At 38.3% G+C, this 18,284-nt stretch carries 19 protein-coding genes and 1 riboswitch; of the genes, 13 read left to right on the top strand and 6 right to left on the bottom strand.

The annotated features are described in order from the left end of the window. Positions 1-71 precede the first annotated feature (71 nt). The 7 genes from SB717_RS05025 (at position 72) to SB717_RS04995 (ending at position 6,799) form a co-directional block, all read left to right on the top strand. Positions 72-371 (top strand): hypothetical protein, encoded by a 300-nt coding sequence (locus SB717_RS05025; protein ID WP_410903371.1) that lies wholly within the window; start codon positions 72-74, stop codon positions 369-371. After that, positions 323-1,126: a DUF5105 domain-containing protein gene (locus SB717_RS05020; protein ID WP_410903370.1), complete on the top strand. Its 804-nt coding sequence runs from the start codon at positions 323-325 to the stop codon at positions 1,124-1,126. Before SB717_RS05025 ends, SB717_RS05020 begins: the two co-directional genes overlap by 49 nt. 151 nt (positions 1,127-1,277) lie before the next feature. Beyond that, complete coding sequence (locus SB717_RS05015) at positions 1,278-1,787, top strand: acyl-CoA thioesterase (protein ID WP_014461483.1); 510 nt, start codon at positions 1,278-1,280, stop codon at positions 1,785-1,787. Positions 1,788-1,969: 182 nt separating this feature from the next. Continuing rightward, positions 1,970-4,738: a phosphoenolpyruvate carboxylase gene (gene ppc, locus SB717_RS05010; protein WP_410903369.1), complete on the top strand. Its 2,769-nt coding sequence runs from the start codon at positions 1,970-1,972 to the stop codon at positions 4,736-4,738. Between the two features lie 218 nt (positions 4,739-4,956). Beyond that, entirely contained in the window at positions 4,957-5,400 is a 444-nt protein-coding gene (locus tag SB717_RS05005; protein WP_410903368.1) for a hypothetical protein, read from the top strand. Then, positions 5,397-5,546 (top strand): hypothetical protein, encoded by a 150-nt coding sequence (locus SB717_RS05000; RefSeq protein ID WP_235915169.1) that lies wholly within the window; start codon positions 5,397-5,399, stop codon positions 5,544-5,546. Before SB717_RS05005 ends, SB717_RS05000 begins: the two co-directional genes overlap by 4 nt. A gap of 245 nt (positions 5,547-5,791) precedes the next feature. After that, positions 5,792-6,799 (top strand): aromatic ring-hydroxylating dioxygenase subunit alpha, encoded by a 1,008-nt coding sequence (locus tag SB717_RS04995; protein ID WP_410903367.1) that lies wholly within the window; start codon positions 5,792-5,794, stop codon positions 6,797-6,799. A gap of 30 nt (positions 6,800-6,829) precedes the next feature. On the opposite strand, the gene SB717_RS04990 is transcribed toward SB717_RS04995, so the two are convergent. The 3 genes from SB717_RS04990 to SB717_RS04980 form a co-directional block, all read right to left on the bottom strand. Beyond that, a complete protein-coding gene (locus SB717_RS04990; RefSeq protein WP_074679106.1) occupies positions 6,830-7,585 on the bottom strand; it encodes an ABC transporter permease in 756 nt (251 codons plus the stop codon). Then, positions 7,582-8,319: an ABC transporter ATP-binding protein gene (locus SB717_RS04985; protein ID WP_074679104.1), complete on the bottom strand. Its 738-nt coding sequence runs from the start codon at positions 8,317-8,319 to the stop codon at positions 7,582-7,584. The genes SB717_RS04990 and SB717_RS04985 overlap by 4 nt, the downstream gene beginning before the upstream one ends. A 97-nt stretch (positions 8,320-8,416) precedes the next feature. Then, complete coding sequence (locus SB717_RS04980; protein ID WP_074679102.1) at positions 8,417-9,724, bottom strand: homocysteine synthase; 1,308 nt, start codon at positions 9,722-9,724, stop codon at positions 8,417-8,419. Positions 9,725-10,066: 342 nt separating this feature from the next. On the opposite strand from SB717_RS04980, the gene yknW reads away from it, so the two are divergent. From yknW to SB717_RS04960, 4 genes are read left to right on the top strand one after another with little or no spacing between them, the layout of a single operon-like run. Then, positions 10,067-10,753 carry a YknW family membrane protein gene (yknW, locus tag SB717_RS04975; protein ID WP_098620746.1) on the top strand — a complete coding sequence of 229 codons (687 nt, stop codon included), beginning with the start codon at positions 10,067-10,069 and terminating at the stop codon, positions 10,751-10,753. After that, positions 10,754-11,884 carry an efflux RND transporter periplasmic adaptor subunit gene (locus SB717_RS04970; protein ID WP_410903366.1) on the top strand — a complete coding sequence of 377 codons (1,131 nt, stop codon included), beginning with the start codon at positions 10,754-10,756 and terminating at the stop codon, positions 11,882-11,884. Continuing rightward, the gene (locus SB717_RS04965) at positions 11,881-12,570 is read left to right on the top strand and encodes an ABC transporter ATP-binding protein (protein ID WP_098620744.1); all 690 of its coding nucleotides are present in this window, start codon (positions 11,881-11,883) and stop codon (positions 12,568-12,570) included. The genes SB717_RS04970 and SB717_RS04965 overlap by 4 nt, the downstream gene beginning before the upstream one ends. Then, on the top strand, positions 12,567-13,763 hold the full coding sequence (locus SB717_RS04960) for an ABC transporter permease (RefSeq protein ID WP_074679096.1): 1,197 nt from the start codon (positions 12,567-12,569) through the stop codon (positions 13,761-13,763). The genes SB717_RS04965 and SB717_RS04960 overlap by 4 nt, the downstream gene beginning before the upstream one ends. Before the next feature lie 69 nt (positions 13,764-13,832). Here the strand turns inward: SB717_RS04960 and SB717_RS04955 are convergent, their stop codons facing one another. After that, on the bottom strand, positions 13,833-14,819 hold the full coding sequence (locus SB717_RS04955) for a S8 family peptidase (protein WP_098620742.1): 987 nt from the start codon (positions 14,817-14,819) through the stop codon (positions 13,833-13,835). Positions 14,820-15,171: 352 nt separating this feature from the next. Between SB717_RS04955 and folP the strand changes: the two genes are divergently transcribed. Together folP and SB717_RS04945 are read left to right on the top strand one after the other, a co-directional pair. Next, entirely contained in the window at positions 15,172-16,020 is an 849-nt protein-coding gene (gene folP, locus SB717_RS04950) for a dihydropteroate synthase (RefSeq protein ID WP_081350930.1), read from the top strand. A gap of 251 nt (positions 16,021-16,271) precedes the next feature. Then, positions 16,272-16,466: a hypothetical protein gene (locus SB717_RS04945; protein ID WP_075421262.1), complete on the top strand. Its 195-nt coding sequence runs from the start codon at positions 16,272-16,274 to the stop codon at positions 16,464-16,466. Between the two features lie 75 nt (positions 16,467-16,541). Here the strand turns inward: SB717_RS04945 and SB717_RS04940 are convergent, their stop codons facing one another. Together SB717_RS04940 and liaG are read right to left on the bottom strand one after the other, a co-directional pair. Continuing rightward, positions 16,542-16,676, bottom strand: a complete 135-nt coding sequence (locus SB717_RS04940; RefSeq protein ID WP_410903365.1) for a hypothetical protein — start codon at positions 16,674-16,676, stop codon at positions 16,542-16,544. Between the two features lie 121 nt (positions 16,677-16,797). Beyond that, positions 16,798-17,667, bottom strand: coding sequence for a LiaG family protein (gene liaG, locus SB717_RS04935; protein WP_074679090.1), 870 nt, complete (start codon positions 17,665-17,667; stop codon positions 16,798-16,800). Positions 17,668-18,057: 390 nt separating this feature from the next. Next, a riboswitch (purine riboswitch) is annotated at positions 18,058-18,159 on the top strand. The last annotated feature ends 125 nt before the right edge of the window (positions 18,160-18,284 follow it).

The raw sequence follows: 18,284 nt of genomic DNA, 5'->3' as shown, positions 1-18,284 counted from the left end.
AGGATTTACACAGGGGAACCTTTATTTGGGATAAAGTTCTAAAAAAACAAAATAAAGGGGATTGGGCAGCTGTGAAAAAAATGAATGTTTTGGCTTTGGTTTTTGTACTTATGCTAGTATTAGCGGCTTGTAACAGTTCTAAGGAAACGGGAGGGTCTACTTCGGCTAAAAATAAGGCGATTGAAGCATCTATTGACAGCGCTTCTTATATTTTAGTAGATAGTGATGAAGGAGCTACGAGTGAAGAAAAAGGGCTGTTGAAAGTTGATTTGAAAGTGAAAATGTATCCAAAAACAGTATATCCTTATCGGACTACGACGGTGTGTATTTATATGAAGGAGATGAACAATTATCTCCAAAAACGGGAGTGAACAGTCGGGAACTTGGACTAGAAAGCAGTTCATCTGACAAGATTGGGGCTGGGAAGCAAAAAAAATTAACGTTCGTCTTTGAAGTTAAAAAAGATAAAAAGTACAAAATTGGGCTGCAGCCAACATCCTCTGATTATGATGAAGAAATCGACGAAGTAACATTAACACTGGATACGAAGAAATACGCAAAAAGCTATAATAAGCTGCAAGACCCAGAAAAAGCTCTGCAAGCTTACACTGAAGTTCTTTACTTAAACAAAGAAAATGTAGATTATGATAAATATGTAACCGCCGATAAAACAGCTGTCATAGAAGAACAGAAAAAAGCGTTTAACGAGGAATTAAAAGGCGCGTTTTCTAACAGTTTAACCGACAAAGCAAAAAAAGATTTTTTTAACATGTATAAAGACGTTTTAAAAGAAAAAGCAAGTGTAAAGACAAATGTGATTGCGAATGCAAATAATAAAGCTGTAGTAGAAGTGGAGTACACTACTGTTAATTTATCAGACTTATATTCATACGTATCGCAGCTTAAGCGAGCATATACAGATGAAACGAAAGATTACGATACAAAACACTCTGAAGAGTTTGTGGCTTCTAAATTCAAAGATATTGTAAATGAATTAGAAACGAAAGAAGGAAGTCGTCCCCTACGAATTTTTATGGTGAAAGAAGATGTAAAATGGACTGTGAAGTCAAGTGACCTATACAGTGACTCTTTAGGTAAAACGTTTGGATCAAGCTACATTCGATAGATAAAAAAGAGAAGAATTTTTCTTCTCTTTTTTGTTTTCTGTAAATAAATCAACGAGTTTTTTATAAAGCTAAATTTATCAAAATATGCTAGTATAGGTTCATTCATTCTTTTATTCTTATTATGATAGGCATCAATGGAGGTTCTTACTAATGAAAGCAAATTATTGTAAAGATACAAAGGCCGTTCGAACGAGCCGCATTTTCCCTAATGATATTAATAATCACAATACGTTATTTGGCGGAAAATTAATGAGTGATATTGATATGATTGCGTCCATTTCAGCTTATCGTCACAGTCGTACAGAGTGTGTGACGGCTTCAGCAGACTCTATTCACTTTCTGCACCCTATTACGCCTCAGGATTCTGTATGTTTGGAGTCATACGTATCATGGACAGGCCGTTCATCCATGGAAGTGTTTGTGAAAGTGATTAAAGAAAATTTAAAAACCGGGGAGCGTCAAATTGCAGCTACGTCATTTTTAACTTTTGTGGCAATGGATGATGATGGAAAGCCCCGCACAGTACCCGAGCTTATTCCAGAAACAGAAGAAGAAAAATACCTGTTTCAAACGGGGGCAGATCGCGCTGCCACGCGTAAACAAGTGCGTAAAAAAAGCAATGAACTAGCCTCAGTGTTGGATTTAGGACAACCTTGGTAATATAAAAAGACTGCAGTGCTTTGCGCTGCAGTCTTTTTGTATTTGATGAATTCTCCTCTCTTGAACGAGAGGAGGAAACAAAATTATATGAAATTTATTTTCGTTCATGGTAATATGAATTTAATATAATTTTCTAAAAAGTTTAAAAAGTAAAACATTTATAAAGAAAGGTGTCGTGTCTAATGATAACAGTAGAAGCAGCAGAAAGACAAAACAGCAGCACTGCCCTGCGCCGTGATGTAAAATTTCTCGGTCAATTGTTAGGGAAAGTTCTGGTTCACCAAGGTGGAGAAGAACTGCTCAACAAAGTAGAAAAAATACGCGAAGTGGCAAAATCACTTAGAGAAAACAAAGATGAAGCCATCTATAAAGAAATAAAAAATGAAATCGTTACTCTTGAACAGCCGATGCGCGAGCAGGTTATTCGGGCGTTTGCAGTTTATTTTCATTTAGTTAATATTGCAGAGCAAAATCATCGAATTCGGCGCAGACGGGAATATCAGCAGCAAGAAGATTCTATTATGCAGCCGGGCTCATTGGAAAGCGCCGTTGTTTCGCTTAAAAATAATGGCGTGGCGCCAGATGTAATTGCTAATTTGCTTCAAACTTTATCACTTGAGCTTATCATCACGGCACATCCAACAGAAGCCACTAGACGAAGTGTCCTTGATATTCATAAACGAATGGCTGAGCTTCTGAAAAACTTGGATAATCCAACGTTAACAAAACGTGAGCGTAAAGAAATTGAAGAAAGACTGTTTAGCGAAGTATTAATTTTATGGCAAACAAATGAACTGCGAGATCGCAAGCCAACCGTAATGGATGAAGTATCCAATGGATTATATTATTTTGATGAAACGTTATTTGAAGTGCTTCCTCAACTTCATCAGGAATTGGAGAATTCATTGCAGGAGAATTACCCCGAAGAAAATTGGAAAGTGCCTAATATTCTTCGATTTGGTTCATGGATTGGCGGAGACCGAGATGGAAATCCAAACGTAACTCCTAAAGTAACGTGGCAAACGCTTGTCAAACAAAGGAAGTTAGCTATTCGTAAATATAAAGAGTCGCTTACTCAATTGAGACAAAGGTTAAGTCAGTCTACAAAAAGAGTCGCAGTTTCAGATAATCTTCTTAATTCTATTAATCAAGAAATATCGCTGTTGCCTGAAAAAAAGCGATGGAGAATCAAACACGAAGTATATCGCTGCAAGCTTACGATTATGCTTCATAAATTAAATTTAGTTGGAGAGTCGGAAGCAGGTTATCAAAGGTCGGAAGAACTTTTACAAGATTTGTTTCTCATCAAAGATAGCTTGCAAAAGCACCAGCCTCAAGATTATCAGCTGAAAAGCTTGTGTAAATTAATTCGCCAAGTTGAGCTGTTTGGATTTCATTTAGCAACGCTTGATATCCGTAATCACAGCGGAGAACATGAAGCGGCAATCAAAGAAATTTTCCATGCTGTTTCTTTAGCTGAAGATTATTCAGCGTTAACAGAAGAGAAAAAAGTTGAGCTGCTAGGGAAAGTTCTTCAAGACCCAAGACCTGTGCTATCGTTTGTAGAGAATTACTCTAAAGAAACGCAGCAAGTAATTGAAGTATTTAACATGATACATCGAGCACATAAAGAATTTGGAGAAAGATCCATTGAAGTCTACTTAATCAGTATGACGCAGTCTGCAAGTGATTTGTTAGAAGTCATGGTACTTGCCAAAGAAGCGGGTATTTATCGTCTTCATGCAGATGGCCGCATTGAAAGCAAATTAAATATAGCTCCGCTGCTTGAAACAATCGATGATCTCACAGCAGGTCCTAAGATTATGGAACAGCTATTTCAATTAGATTTTTATCGAGAGCACTTAAGAAAACAGCAGGATTTGCAGGAAATCATGCTTGGCTACTCAGATGGAAGCAAAGATGGAGGAACGCTTACCGCTAATTGGAAGCTTTACAAAGCGCAGCAGGAAATTCACGATATGGCGAGGAAGTATCAAGTTCGTCTGAAGTTTTTCCATGGCCGAGGCGGCTCACTAGGCCGAGGAGGAGGCCCGTTAAACCGAAGTATTTTATCTCAGCCTGTTGAGACGCTAGGAGACGGTGTTAAAATTACAGAGCAAGGAGAAGTTCTTTCTTCTAGATACTCTTTATATGACATTGCTTACCGAAGCCTTGAGCAAGCGGTCTCAGCTCTTCTTACTGCGGCAGCAAATGTTTCTCAAGAAGCTGAACAATGCGATATTCGTACACATGAATGGGAAGAAACAATGGACGAGATTTCAACTGCTTCGTTACGTAAGTATCAAGAGCTTGTTTTCAAAGATCCAGACTTTTTAACCTACTTTAAACAAGCTACACCTCTTCCTGAGCTCGGGGCTTTAAATATTGGGTCACGTCCAATGAGTCGAAAAGGAAGTGATCGCTTTGAAGACTTGCGAGCAATTCCGTGGGTATTTGCATGGACGCAAAGCAGACAGCTGCTTCCAGCCTGGTACGCTGCAGGTACGGGCTTACAGCATTTAGTAGAGAAATCCGGAGATATACAGCTTCTTCAGCAAATGTATAAAGAATGGCCGTTTTTTCGCTCGACCGTCGATAACCTGCAAATGGCCTTAACAAAAGCAGATTTAATGGCAGCAAAAGAATACACAGAAATGGTACAAGACCCGGTTATTTCAGAGCGGATTTTTACCGCTATTAAAAAAGAGTATAACGTTACGAAAGAAATGATTCTTCAAATCACGGGGCAAAAAGAATTAATGGATCATCTTCCTACAATTAAAGAATCTATTAAATTACGAAATCCGTATGTGGACCCTCTAACCTTCTTGCAAGTTAAGGTTATTTCCAAGCTGCGTGAAGATGAGGCTGAAACGTTAGATGAAGAACTTTTAAAAGAAGCATTATTAACGATTAACGGTATTGCAGCAGGGTTGCGTAACACAGGCTGATGGATATCAAAAGACACCTCAAGAAAACAAAAGAGGTGTCTTTTGTTCATTCTTCTCACATAAAGAACTGCCTGTCAGTTTCCTCTCTTTTAAAGAGAACTTCCGTCTGTTAAATAGGCACTGAGAAAAATCAGTGATAAAATAGAAAAGAACTGGTAATATTCTACAAACGAGTGCTAGTGGTGGGGTAACTAGATTGAATATGGAGGACGAGGATAATGGTAAAAAATTCGCAAATCTTCATTGAAGCTGACTCCGAGAATTCTGTATTTATTGGACTGGAATTTTGTGAGTATACACAGAAAATGAATCCTACTTGTTTGTCCAAACAGCATATAAATGTGTTTATTCATCCTGAAGAACTCACTGTGGAATTTAAGAAAACAAAAAGTGATAGAACTATCGATGATTTCCATCTGATGCATATCGTTCCAGTTCATTCCTTTAATTATTTATTATGTTCGATTTCCCAAGGTATTGTTACGGACGTTCAGCTGAAAGCGGTCGGTCATCAAGGAGAAACGTTGTTTGAAGAAAGTCTTACATTGAAGTTTCATGAAAAAGCGACAGATTATGAAGAAACGCTCTCATTTTTCAAACATTTAAATCAAGAAATACAAAAACAGACGAAAAAATATACAGCCAGTTATATGAGCTCATGATAAAGAAAGCTGCGGTTTTAAAAACCGCAGCTTTTATTCGTTTAACCGAAAAAATTATGTTAGAGATGCTTACAAAGCAAGAGATTTTTCAGTGGGAAATTGATAAAGTGAAAATAAGAGAAATCAGTGGACAGAAAAGCTTTTAGCGGCTGGCCGCTCTTTATTCAATATGTAAGGGTTAGTATTGAGATTAAAAAAATAGCGATGAATGCGTATTGTCATTGTAGATGAAGTGCTAAGGTCGCTCTATCTGCAATCATGTAGAATCTTCGCGCGCTTATAGTCTGTTTTACGGAACGAAAAAGCTGCGGAATTAGAAGAACTCCTTCTATTTCTGCGGTTTTTTTTATAAACAAGAAATAAATTCACTTACCGTACGGAGGCGATGCAGATGATTAAAGATTTAGTATTGGCTAAGGAATGGCTGCCTGCAGCTTATTCACATGATTTAACAGATCAGCCCTTGCAAGTAACGATTTTAGAAGAGCGAGTTGCGCTTTTTCGCACAACTAATGCTATTAAAGCATTTAAAGATTTGTGCATCCATCGCGGTGCAGCGTTATCTCTTGGAAAAGTAGTAGATGATTGCATTGTGTGCCCTTATCACGGATGGAAATACGATGATGCCGGGGCTTGTGTGAAAATTCCTCAACAGCCGCCGGGAAGAGCTATTCCTTCAAAAGCAAAAGCACAGGTATATGATTGCGTTGAAAAGTACGGGATTATATGGGTGAGGATGAACAGCGAGGCAAATGATATTCCTCTTCCTCAGTATGACGAATACCTTACCCCTGGATTTAAAACGGTTTGCGCCAACCCTCATACTCTGAAGGCAGCAGCTCCTCGTGTCGTAGAAAACTTTTTAGATGTAAGCCATTTGGCTTTTGTTCACGAAGGAAGCCTTGGACACTCGGACTACGCGGAAATTCCTGATTATAAAGTATATTGGAAAGATAACCGGTACGTTTCTGATGAAATCGCTGTGTACGCAGATGCAGATGGTACGGGTAACTTTGCGACTATTTATTATACTTTTGAAATTCTTCGTCCTACCGTTGCGAGGTTGAAAAAAGTGAACTACGAAACGGGTGAAATCTTTTCGATGCTGTTTGCCGTTTTACCTGAAGAGGAAAGAAAGTCGACCGTCTTTGCATTGGTTTCTAGAAACTATTCATTTGATGCACCTGATCAATATTTCCGTGATTTTCAGCAGCTTATTATTGAACAAGATACGAGCATTGTAGAAAGTCAAAAACCGGAAGAGCTGCCGCTTGACTTACAAGCAGAGCTTCATTTGAATCCGGACCGACTGAGTATTGCCTATAGAAGATGGCTCGGTGATTTAGGAGTGACCTTTGGAAGTGACATAGGAACAAGATTAAAAAAAGCTGCTCAATAAAAAGAAGAAAGGAGTCTCCTTTCTTCTTTTTTATGTATGTTCACGGATAAGCTGCTGATAGCTATTAAAAAGGGTAGGATATGTTAAGCGGCTTAAGATGACGCAGGAAAGCGTAGCAGACGCTAGAATAGTAAAAACGATGAGCAGCTGGAATTTGACTGCTTGTATCGGATCTGCCCCTCCAATAATCTGACCTGTCATCATGCCGGGAAGCTGAACGAGTCCAATTGTTTTTTGGCTTTCTACCGTAGGAATCATGCTAGCTTTAATTGCGGCATTTAAAATACTATGAATAGCTTGTTTAGGAGTGCCGCCAAGTGCCAGAATCAATTGAATTTCGTCTCGCCTTCTACTTACTTCAGCGTCTAATCGATTTAAAAATAAATTGGCCAAAATCATCGAATTTCCAATAATCATACCGCTGACAGGAATGACATATCGCGGAGTAGCAGGGATAATATGTAGGCCGAGCATAACGCTTTGGGTCAGGATTTCTACAATAAAAAGAGTGACAAATACACGAAAGAAAGCTTTAAATCCCTGCTTTTTTTTCTTTACAACATTTTGGGAAGCGACCGTCAGCATAACGAATAAAATGAGAATCATAAAAGCAGGGTGATTCGCGTCAAAAATAAAAGATAAAACATATCCTATCACTAACAGCTGAACGGCTGCGCGAATACTGGCAATGATAATATCTTTTTCGAGTCCTATACGAAAAGATTTTGATAAAAAAAGAGCAATAAAAACAAAAACGATTGTAAAAATCAGTGAAAGTGAACTCATAGAAAGGCTCCTTCAATAAATTGTTTTGTTTCAGCTTTTACAGGAGCATGAAAGAAAGTCTCCGTCTTCGCTTTTTCTACAATCACTCCGTTCATTAAAAGCCAGACTTCCTCTCCTAAACGTTTCGCTTGATCTAAATTATGGGTAACCCAAATAATCGTTTTATTCTGTTCTTTATGTAAATGAGAAATAAGCTGCTCAATTTCATGAGCAGAAGTGGAATCCAAAGCGGAAGTGATTTCGTCTAAAAGTAAAAGGTCAGATCCGTTCGACAGCGTGCGGGCTAATGATAACCTTTGTCTTTGACCACCGGATAAATCTCTTGCATCCTGCTCTAACAAGTCAGGGGAAAGACCGGTTAAGGCACAGAGTTCTTCAGGCATAATATCCTGTTTGCCATGCAGTTTTTGAACAAGCATCATATTATCTCGCACTGTTCCATCAATAACAGGAGCCGATTGAAAAGCGATGCCCACTTTTTTTCGTAAATCAGAAATATTCCATTTGCTAATGTCTTTTCCATATACTTTAATACTTCCTTCATCAGGTGCAGAAAGTAAATTGCACATGGAAAGAAGAGTGCTTTTTCCGGATCCTGATGGTCCTATCAGCATGACGAGCGAGCCTTGCATCACTGTACCCGATATGCCTTTTAAAACACTATGTTCTTTATCCTTAAATGTTTTATGAACGTCTGTAAATGTAATGGCAGATATTGAATTGAACGTGTTCATAGTAACCCCTTTTTCATTCGTTTTGTTTATTGTAGCATAAGCGAAAGTATAAAAAGTTATTGGGTGATATAAAAAAAGCTGTGAAAAATCACAGCTTTTAAACAGTTGTATTCACTTTTTGGCTGGCTTTTAAAGCATAATCTAAATCTTCAAGAAGGTCGTCGATTGCTTCTGTTCCAACCGATAGACGAATGAGTTCTGGCGTCACACCCGAAGCTTTTTGTTCGTCTTCAGATAGCTGTTGATGAGTGGTGCTTGCCGGGTGAATAATAAGTGATTTAGAGTCGCCAATATTGGCTAAATGAGAAAATAACTGAACCGAATCAATTAACTTAGCCGCAGCGTTTTTTCCTCCCCTTACACCGAAGGTTAAAATGGCTCCTTGTCCTTTAGGCAAATATTTTTGTGCCAAAGAATAGGAAGGGTGGGAAGGAAGCCCCGAATAATTTACCCATTCTACTAATTCATGCTGCTCTAAAAATTTTGCTACCTTTAATGCGTTTTCGCTGTGACGCTCTAATCGCAAATGGAGTGTTTCTATGCCTTGAAGGAGTAAAAAGGAATTAAAAGGTGCTAAAGCAGCTCCAATATCTCGTAAAAGCTGAACTCGCGCTTTTGTAATATAAGCAGCTTCACCGGCAGCTTCTGTGTATACGAGGCCATGGTAACTTGGATCTGGAGTTGTTAAGTCTGGGAATTTCCCGCTCGCTTCCCAATCAAATTTTCCACTGTCTACGATAACACCGCCAATTGCTGTTCCATGCCCTCCAAGAAACTTAGTAGCAGAATGAACGACAATATCTGCTCCGAAATCGATGGGGCGAAGAAGGTAAGGGCTTGGAACCGTATTATCAATAATAAGAGGAATTCCATGTTCGTGGGCAATGTCTGCAACCGCCTCGATGTCTAGCACGTTTCCCTGCGGATTTCCAACGGATTCAGCATAAATTGCCTTTGTTTTGGAAGTGATTGCACTTCTAAAATTTTCTGGATTATCGGCGTTTACAAATTTGACGGTAATGCCCAGTTTAGGAAGCGTAGACGAAAAGAGGTTATATGTTCCCCCATATAAACTGCTTGCTGATACAATTTCATCTCCTGCGGAAGCGATATTCAGAATAGAAAAGGTAGTAGCTGACTGACCCGAAGCTACTCCTAGAGCACCTACTCCGCCTTCTAACTCAGCAATTCTTTGTTCAAAAACGTCCGTAGTAGGGTTTACAATTCGAGTATAGATATAGCCTTGTTCACTTAAATTAAATAAAGACGCAGCATGCTCCGTATCTTTAAATCCAAATGAGCTTGTTTGATAAATAGGTACGGCACGCGAAAAAGTAGCCGGGTCAAGCTGTTGGCCAGAATGGATGGCTTGTGTTTCAGGACGAAATGGTTTCTTAGCAGACATTGAAACTCCTCCTCAGATATAAAGCTTATAAAAAACATAGGAATAATAAACTTTAATCATAATATACAAATTCTATTGAATGATGTCAAATTATAATTAGAATATTTAGAAAACATAAATAAAATTAATACTGTAATTTAGCATTAAGATATCTCTTTAATTGTTAAAAATACCATAAAAAATATAAAATGTAATAAAAATGTAAAATAATTTGTATAATTATGTTAGAATATTAGGTGTTTGAGAGTTTCTTAGAGAGCCGATTTTGCTAGAAAACTTTAAAAAATAGTAAAAGACGGGTCTTAAGAGCTAATAACGAAACAAAATAAAAGGAGTTTGATTATGAGCACAGAAGTCAATGTATCTTCGAAAGTCCAAGAGAAAGGAAAGCCTTCTATTTTTGGTTTTATTACGAGTCCGGTTGTACAGTTTGAGAAAATGAAAAGCAATCCGGTCATCTGGGGACCTCTTTTGCTTATCCTCATCTTAACAGCTGCAACAACGATTCTAGCCGTCTATACCCCTCAGGCACAAGAGGCATTACAGCAGCAAAAAGAAGCTGGCATTGAAGTGAATTCAACATTTAGTATGATTGGCGGAGCGATTGGAGGAGTTATTGCAGTAGTTGCTACACTGGCATTCACAAGTTTGATTCTGTTTTTAATTGCAAAGTTAGGAACTGGAAAAACAACGTACCGCCAAATGTTTAGCTTGAATTTGTTTGTTACGTTCATCACAGTAATCGGTCAGCTAATTAATACAGGAGTCGCTGCACTAGCACACACTTCAGCGAATGTGACTTCGTTAAATGGAATGGTTGATGCTAAAGGTGCTATGGGAGGAGTATTTAATTCCATTGAAATCTTTTCTATCTGGGGACTTATTCTGACAGCAGTAGGACTACAAAAAGTGGCAAATGTATCAAAAGCTGCTTCTATTATTACAGTGATTATTTTATTCATCTTAGGAGCGGCTATTTCAGGAGTTGGAGGAGCTGCTTCAGAAGCGCTTAAAGGAGCAGGGTTGTAAATGAAAAAAGGAATAATTATTACAGCTGTAGCAGTTGTTATTGTTGCAGTTATTGGGATTAACGTATATCGTGCACAAAGTGTAAGTGGAAAAGCAGTCAATGTTCACGTAGCAAATATAAAGGAAAAAAAGTTAAGAAATACAGTTATGGTTCCGGGTACGTTAAAGCTTGCTGATGAGCAATATGTCTATTTTGATGCTGAAAAAGGCGAGGTTGAACGATTTCACGTAACAGAAGGCTCGCGTGTACAGCAGGGAACCTCTCTTGTAACGTACGAAAGCGATGCGCTTGATTTAGAGCAAGAACAAAACATTTTAGAAAAAAAATCCAGTCAGCTGCAAATTGACTCCGTGAGCAAACAAATCTCAAATTTAAATAAAAAACAAAAAGAATTGGAAAAAGAAATGAGTAAACAAGAAGCGAGAGATCAAATCGACACAGAGCGTACGCAGCTCAACCTCGATTTAGAAACGGCTAAAATTGATTTAGAACGAAACAAACTAGAAGCCAAATCAATTGCTAAAAAAGAACGTAATTTAGACGTAGCGAGCGATATTAATGGGACGGTGCTAGAAGTAGATAAGGAAGCGGTTAATAACACAAGTGATGTTCAAAAACCCCTTATACATATTGGTAATACCGATGAATACTTAGCTACTGGTGTGCTATCTGAGTACGATGCATTAAAAATTAAAACCGGTCAAGCTGTCAAAATTACATCAGATGTTTTGCCCGATAAAAAATGGGCAGGGAGCGTAAAACAAATTGACTATCTACCTCAGCAGCAGGCATCAGCAGAAGCCGGCAATGATGCGGCTAATCAATATCCGGTTGAAGTAAAAGTAGATGACCAAGATATCACGATGATTAAGCCTGGATTTAAGCTGCTGCTCGAGATTGAAACAAGCAGTAAAAAAGCTTCATCACTGCCGATAAAAGCAGTTGTAAATGAAGATGGAGAAAAATATGTATACGTAGTGAAAGATAAAAAGGCGGTTCGTAAGGAAGTAAAGATTGGAGAAACAACAAATAAATTTATTGAAATCAAAAGCGGCGTTTCTTCTAAAGACAAAGTCATTACAAATCCTTCAAAGGACTTAACTGACGGTGCGGAAGTGACTGTTCAATGATTGAGCTTGTAAACATTCATAAAAGTTATCACCTGGGCAAAGAGGAAGTGCCGATTTTAAAAGATATTAATTTGAAGATTTATGACGGTGAGTTTGTTGCAATTATGGGTCCTTCAGGCTCCGGTAAATCAACGCTAATGAACATTATCGGGTGTTTAGACCGCGCTTCTTCAGGCTCCTATTTATTAAATGAACAAGAAATCTCCACTTACAGTGATGAGCAGCTGGCAACAGTAAGAAATATTCATATCGGTTTTGTTTTTCAGCAATTTCAGCTGTTGCCGCGTTTAACAGCGGTAGAAAACGTAGAGCTTCCAATGGTATACGCCGGCGTAACGCGTAAGGAAAGAAGAGCTAGAGCAGAAGCTGCGCTTGAAAAAGTAGGACTGAGTGAACGGATGAAACATTTACCGAGCGAGCTATCCGGCGGGCAAAAGCAGCGCGTTGCTATTGCTCGTTCTATTGTGAATAATCCGACGCTTATTTTAGCGGATGAACCTACAGGAGCTCTAGATACAAAAACAAGTGCTGATATTATGGAGCAATTTTCTAAACTTAATGCAGATGGCACAACAGTTGTAGTCATTACCCATGAACCTGAAGTGGCAGAATACACATCGCGTACAGTTATCGTTCGTGACGGTAAAGTGTTAAGTCATAGCGATAAGGAGAACGATAGCTTATGAGTTTAATAGAAAATATTCGTATGGCTCTCTCTTCGGTTCTTGCTCATAAAATGCGCTCTGTTTTGACGATGCTTGGTATTATCATTGGCGTAGCGGCTGTTATTATCGTTGTAGCCATTGGTCAAGGCGGAGAACAGATGATTAAGTCGGAAATAACAGGAGCAAGCAATACAGTTGATGTCTACTATCAGCCTCCTGAAGACGAGATGCAAGCTGATGACCTTTCAATGATGGGGGAGCCCATTTTTACAGAGGATGATATTAAAGCTCTTTCGACTATTCCCGGCGTGAAGAATGTGGTGGCTTCTAGTTCAATGGGAATGGGAATAAGATATAGAGACAAGGAATCAGATACGACTGTTAATGCAATTAATGAAGGGTATATTGAAGTTAATCAGCTTGAGGTTTCAAAGGGGAGAATGTTAGACAGCTCTGACTTTTTATCAGGTAATCGAGTAGGTGTGATCACAAGCGATATGAAAAAAGAGCTATTTGATAAAAAGGAAGCCCTTGGACAAGTAGTATGGGTTCAAGGACAGCCTATCAAAATTATTGGTGTGACAAAAAAGCCAACGGGCTTTTTAGCATTTGAAATGCCAACTATTTATATTCCAGATAATACGTATAAATCAAGCTTCGGTAAGCTTGACTACACAAACCTTAGCGTTCAAGCAAAAAGCTCTGATCAACTGAAAAAAGTAGGCAATGACGCAACGGATTTGTTAAATAATTTGCATGATGCGGAAGATGCTTACCAAGTGCAGAACTTAGAAGAAATAGCAGATAGCATTGGAAATGTAACGCGAATTATGACAACGATTATTGGATCGATTGCAGGCATTTCCCTGCTTGTTGGCGGGATTGGCGTTATGAACATTATGCTGGTTTCTGTAACGGAACGTACAAGAGAAATTGGTATTCGTAAAGCACTGGGAGCATCTAAAAGACAAATTCTAACTCAGTTTTTGATTGAATCCATTACCCTCACATTAATTGGTGGCTTGCTTGGAATTGGTCTCGGCGCGGGCGGAGCAGCTCTTGTTTCGTTATTTGCTGGCTGGCCGTCATTAATTTCGTGGCAAGTAGTACTTGGAGGAGTGTTGTTCTCCATGACGATTGGCATTGTATTCGGCATGCTTCCTGCAAACAAAGCGGCCAAGTTAGATCCAATCGAAGCATTAAGATATGAATAAAGACATGCGTTCGCATGTCTTTATTTCAAGTGAAAGAGAATCAAGAAGATTTCTCGTTTTTCTTATTTATTACTTACTAGGATTGATACGTGCTACGTTAATAATATCATGTATTTTCTCTACCAAATCGAGCATGAGAAATCCGTTTCCTTCAGAGCTTTTCCGGTATCCAAGAGGGAGCGTCCTTCTTACAAGTTGAGCATAGATTTCAGCTTCAATTAAAGAGCGGCCAAATTCTTTCTCACATAAGTTAATTAATAGAGCTAAAGCTCCGGCGACGTGGGGAGTTGCCATTGAAGTTCCTGAAAGAGTCGCATATTTACCTTCTAAAAAAGTAGAGATGATGTTAACACCCGGTGCCACTAAATCCACTTCTTCATTAATATTGGTAAAAGGAGCAAGATTTAAGCTGCTGTCCACTGCTCCTACTTGAATAACTTCGTTGTAACTTCCTGGATATGAATATTCAAAGGTTTCTTCGCGGTCGTCACCTTCATTTCCAGCCGCAACAACGACAGAAACATCTTTATTCACAGCATTTTGAACAGCTTCGTGCAGTTCTGGAACGTCTTGTGGTCCCCCGAGTGACATGGAAATAACTCGTGCTCGCTCATTGTTAGGACCGCGCCATTCGACGGCGTAGTTAATAGCGTCAATAATCCATTCATAATTTCCTGAACCTTCACCGGTAAGTACTTTTAAGCTTAGAATTTTTGCTTTGGGTGCCACCCCTACGACCCCTTCATTGTTGAGCGCAGCAGCAATGGTACCAGACACGTGAGTGCCGTGCCCATTATTATCTTCAAATACAGAAGAATCTCCGTCATAATCGGAAGTGAAGTTTCTTCCTCCGATAATACAATCTTTTAAGTCAGGATGATTTGTGTCAACACCAGTGTCGATAACTGCAATTACAATGCCTTCTCCTTGATTGCTTTGTTCCCAAATAGCAGGCGCTTGAATTAAGCTTACTCCTTTAGGCGTTTCGTTTGTTGAATCGATAATCGACTCAATTGTATAAGGAATTAATTTGACTTGTAACGGTTGTTGAGTCATAGTTATCCTCCTTAAAATGAATTCCATAAAAATGGAAGTTGTTTAATTATAAATTCCCAACTATTGCTATAAATTAAACGCTTTTTGTAAGAATCCTTTTTTTTGAATAAAAAGACTTACAAAAGATGTGAGAAGAGGGAAAAAGACCTTGAAGGCAAGCTCGACAGAGATTTTTAATGTTATCTGTGTATTCACTTTTAATGTTTATCTCACACTATAGAAGAAAGAAACTCCAACAAAAATCACATAGGACGGGTAACTTTTGATATAATTACGAACGGTATGACATTCTCAAAATACATGATATTTATAAATATACATTAATTTGCAAATTACGAAGGGGCTGAGGATAGTGTCAACTTTAACGTCTCAATCCGTCATTAAATGCGGAAAGTATAAGCTGAATTATGCGGACCGTACGCTTATTATGGGGATTTTAAACGTAAACCCAGATTCATTTTCAGACGGCGGAAAATACTACGATGTAGATAAAGCAGTTGCTCATGCTGAAGAAATGGTAAAGCAAGGAGCAGACATCATTGATATCGGAGGAGAATCAACTCGTCCTGGTTATACAAGAATTAGCGATGAAGAAGAGATTAAACGGATTGTGCCCGTTATTTCTGAAGTGGCTAAGCGTGTAGAGGTGCCAATTTCCGTAGATACATACAAATCGGAAGTGGCCAAGCATGCGCTAGAAGCAGGAGCACATATTATTAATGATATATGGGGGGCAAAGGCTGATCCTAAAATGGCTCAAGTTGCAGCTGATTATAATGTTCCCATTATTTTAATGCATAACCGTCATGAGCCCAACTATACAAATCTGATTACAGATATGATAAGTGATTTAAAAGAAAGCATCTCCATTGCAAAAGCTGCAGGAGTTCGCGACGATCAAATTATTTTAGATCCAGGCGTTGGCTTTGGAAAAACGGCTGCCCATAATGTAGAAGCAATTCAGCATCTAGATCAGCTGACGAATATGGGCTATCCGGTGCTGCTTGCTACTTCTCGTAAAGGGTTTATTGGACAAATAGTCGATGCTCCTCCTACGGAAAGAATGGAAGGAACCGCAGCTACTGTATATGCTGGGATTGCACAAGGCGTTCAAATAGTTCGTGTTCATGACGTATTAGAAATCAAGCGCTTTGTAAAGATGGCAGATGTACTGGTAGGAAAACATGCCTTTCAGTTTTAATAATCATTAAAATGCCATTTCTATTAGGTGAAGATTCCTGAGCAGTGAAGCTCGGGAATTTTTTATGTATGTAAAGTGGTGGAGGAAAATAATGCACGATTGGATGGTTGATTTTACATAATTTAGCTTTATGATAGAAAGAGAAGATATAACGGTTTCATATTCTGATTAAATTGTGCTGCTTAAAATGAAATAAATAACATCTTGGTATTCAGTCTTATTCAATCACCGAAATATGGAGGAGAGAATGAATGAAATTAGCATTGCTTCTTGTCATTATTATCGGCGTTGTTGCCCTTGCAGGTACGATCAGTGCTGCAAAGAAAGTAGATGAAGATTACGGGAAATCTAAAAAGAAAAGTATAGTGAATTTATCTATTATTTACGGAGTTGTATTCATAGGATCAATCGTAGGAGTAGCATGGTATATTGCAGTGAGACCATAAATAAAGAGGTTGAGATATGATTAAATGAACCGAATCTAAAGACGAACAAATGAGATACACGAGTTGGACTGCTTATTACACCGCAGTTGATTTCCCTGCAAGGCTTCGCTTTCCGCGGGCGGCCGCTGAGTCTCCTCGTCGCTTGCGCTCCTGCGGGGGCTCACCTGTTCCGCTTTTATCGCAGGAGTCTTCGCCTTGTCCTTCAATCATCTGCTAGAAAAAATGAAACAGATAAAACTATGTTCACCACAACAAAAAACAAACCATTAATCAACGTGTTGATTAATGGTTTGTTTTGCAATTGGGTTAAAATACTTTTGCCCGAGCCTTTTTATTTTGATTTCAAGGTTAATTCTCCGCTTGAAACAGCTATATCGATAGGGTATTTTCCATTTCCATATTTTCCTTTTAATACATTCTCTGTTATCGTTGCATTGTTTAACTTAAAATTGTTGTTAATCTCACCGCTGCTTACTTTTCCATTCACTTTAAAACCAGCGCTTTTCGGAAGAACCAACACGGCATCTCCAGATCCTACATCTACAGAAACGGCTTCTTCTAGCTTTTTAAAATCCATATAGAGATCACCAGATCCAATGCGCGCCTGAAGTTTTCCTTTATAGTTTGTTCCTTTAATTTCCCCAGAGCCTACAGCAAATTTAGCCGTTTGGGTCTTGACATTACTCATCTGTAAATCTCCAGAATTAACATCCGTACGAAGAGAGGTGCTCATCAAGTTTGAAATGCTTGCATTTCCAGAACCTACTTTAACTGAAACATCTTTCAGCTGGAGCGCTTGTTCAGAATGCGTAGCAATTTGAAGGTCCCCCGAACCTACGTTAAGCGCAAGGTTATGGTGATAATCTTTAGGAATGTAGATTGTTACTTTTGTGTTTGAAAAAATAGAAAGCCATTGAAAGGGACTTTTTTGATACGCGACAACTAGGGTGTCTCCATTTTGCTTTACATCCACTTTTCCTTTACCTTCTACTTTTGTTTTTATATCTTGACGATCTTGCGGAACAACAGTTGTACTAATGCTTGGAGAGTCGATTTGAATATGCTGAATATCACTTGATAACGCCGCTTCAGACTTGGACGTCTTGAATGAACTTAACGACCAAGAGGAAGGCGCAAATGCAGTAGAAAAGAGGACTGCCGTACCACCTATCACTAAAATAAAAGCCAATATTTTTTTCACGTTATAACCCGCTTTCTACATAATAATTAAATTTGTTTTCTTCTACCATAAAGTGTAAATTGAAAAATGGTTAATTTCAACGAACAACAGGATTATTTTTTTCTACGTCTCAAGTCGTAAAAATGAAACATTTTTTGTGAGGAGTTAAATGAAAAGCGAAGTAGATATTTAAACATACTCATCAAAGAATCAATTTCTTTGCTTCAAAAATAGGAAAATAATTGAGTTAAAAGAATGATTAAATTAACTTTTTTTGTGTAATTTTCCGATGAGTAGTTCAAAAGAAGTAATAAATAAATAGAATTTTCATACCAATTTTATTATTCCGAAAAACTTTTAAAGTGTTGATTATTAAAAAAATAAAGGGTAGAATTTGTTTATATCAATTGAATACAGCTAAGATTACGATCTTGTATATTATCAGTAATATGGTCTGATAGTCTCTACCTAGTAACCGTAAAAAACTAGACTACAAGAAAGTTTGGATATAAGCAGCAAAAAGAAGGGCGTATTATCTAGATACAGCCTTCTTTCAAAGCTCTTACTTTTCATACTTTCTGTTATTGTCAGAATTTATGAAAAGTAAGAGCTTTTTTTGGTTTTCAAATACACACCTG

Origin of the sequence: Priestia sp. SIMBA_032, assembly GCF_046535215.1 — a bacterium.
Lineage (GTDB): Bacteria > Bacillota > Bacilli > Bacillales > Bacillaceae_H > Priestia > Priestia aryabhattai.
The sequence above is the reverse complement of the archived record's forward strand: the minus strand, read 5'-3'. Positions and strand labels throughout refer to the sequence as shown.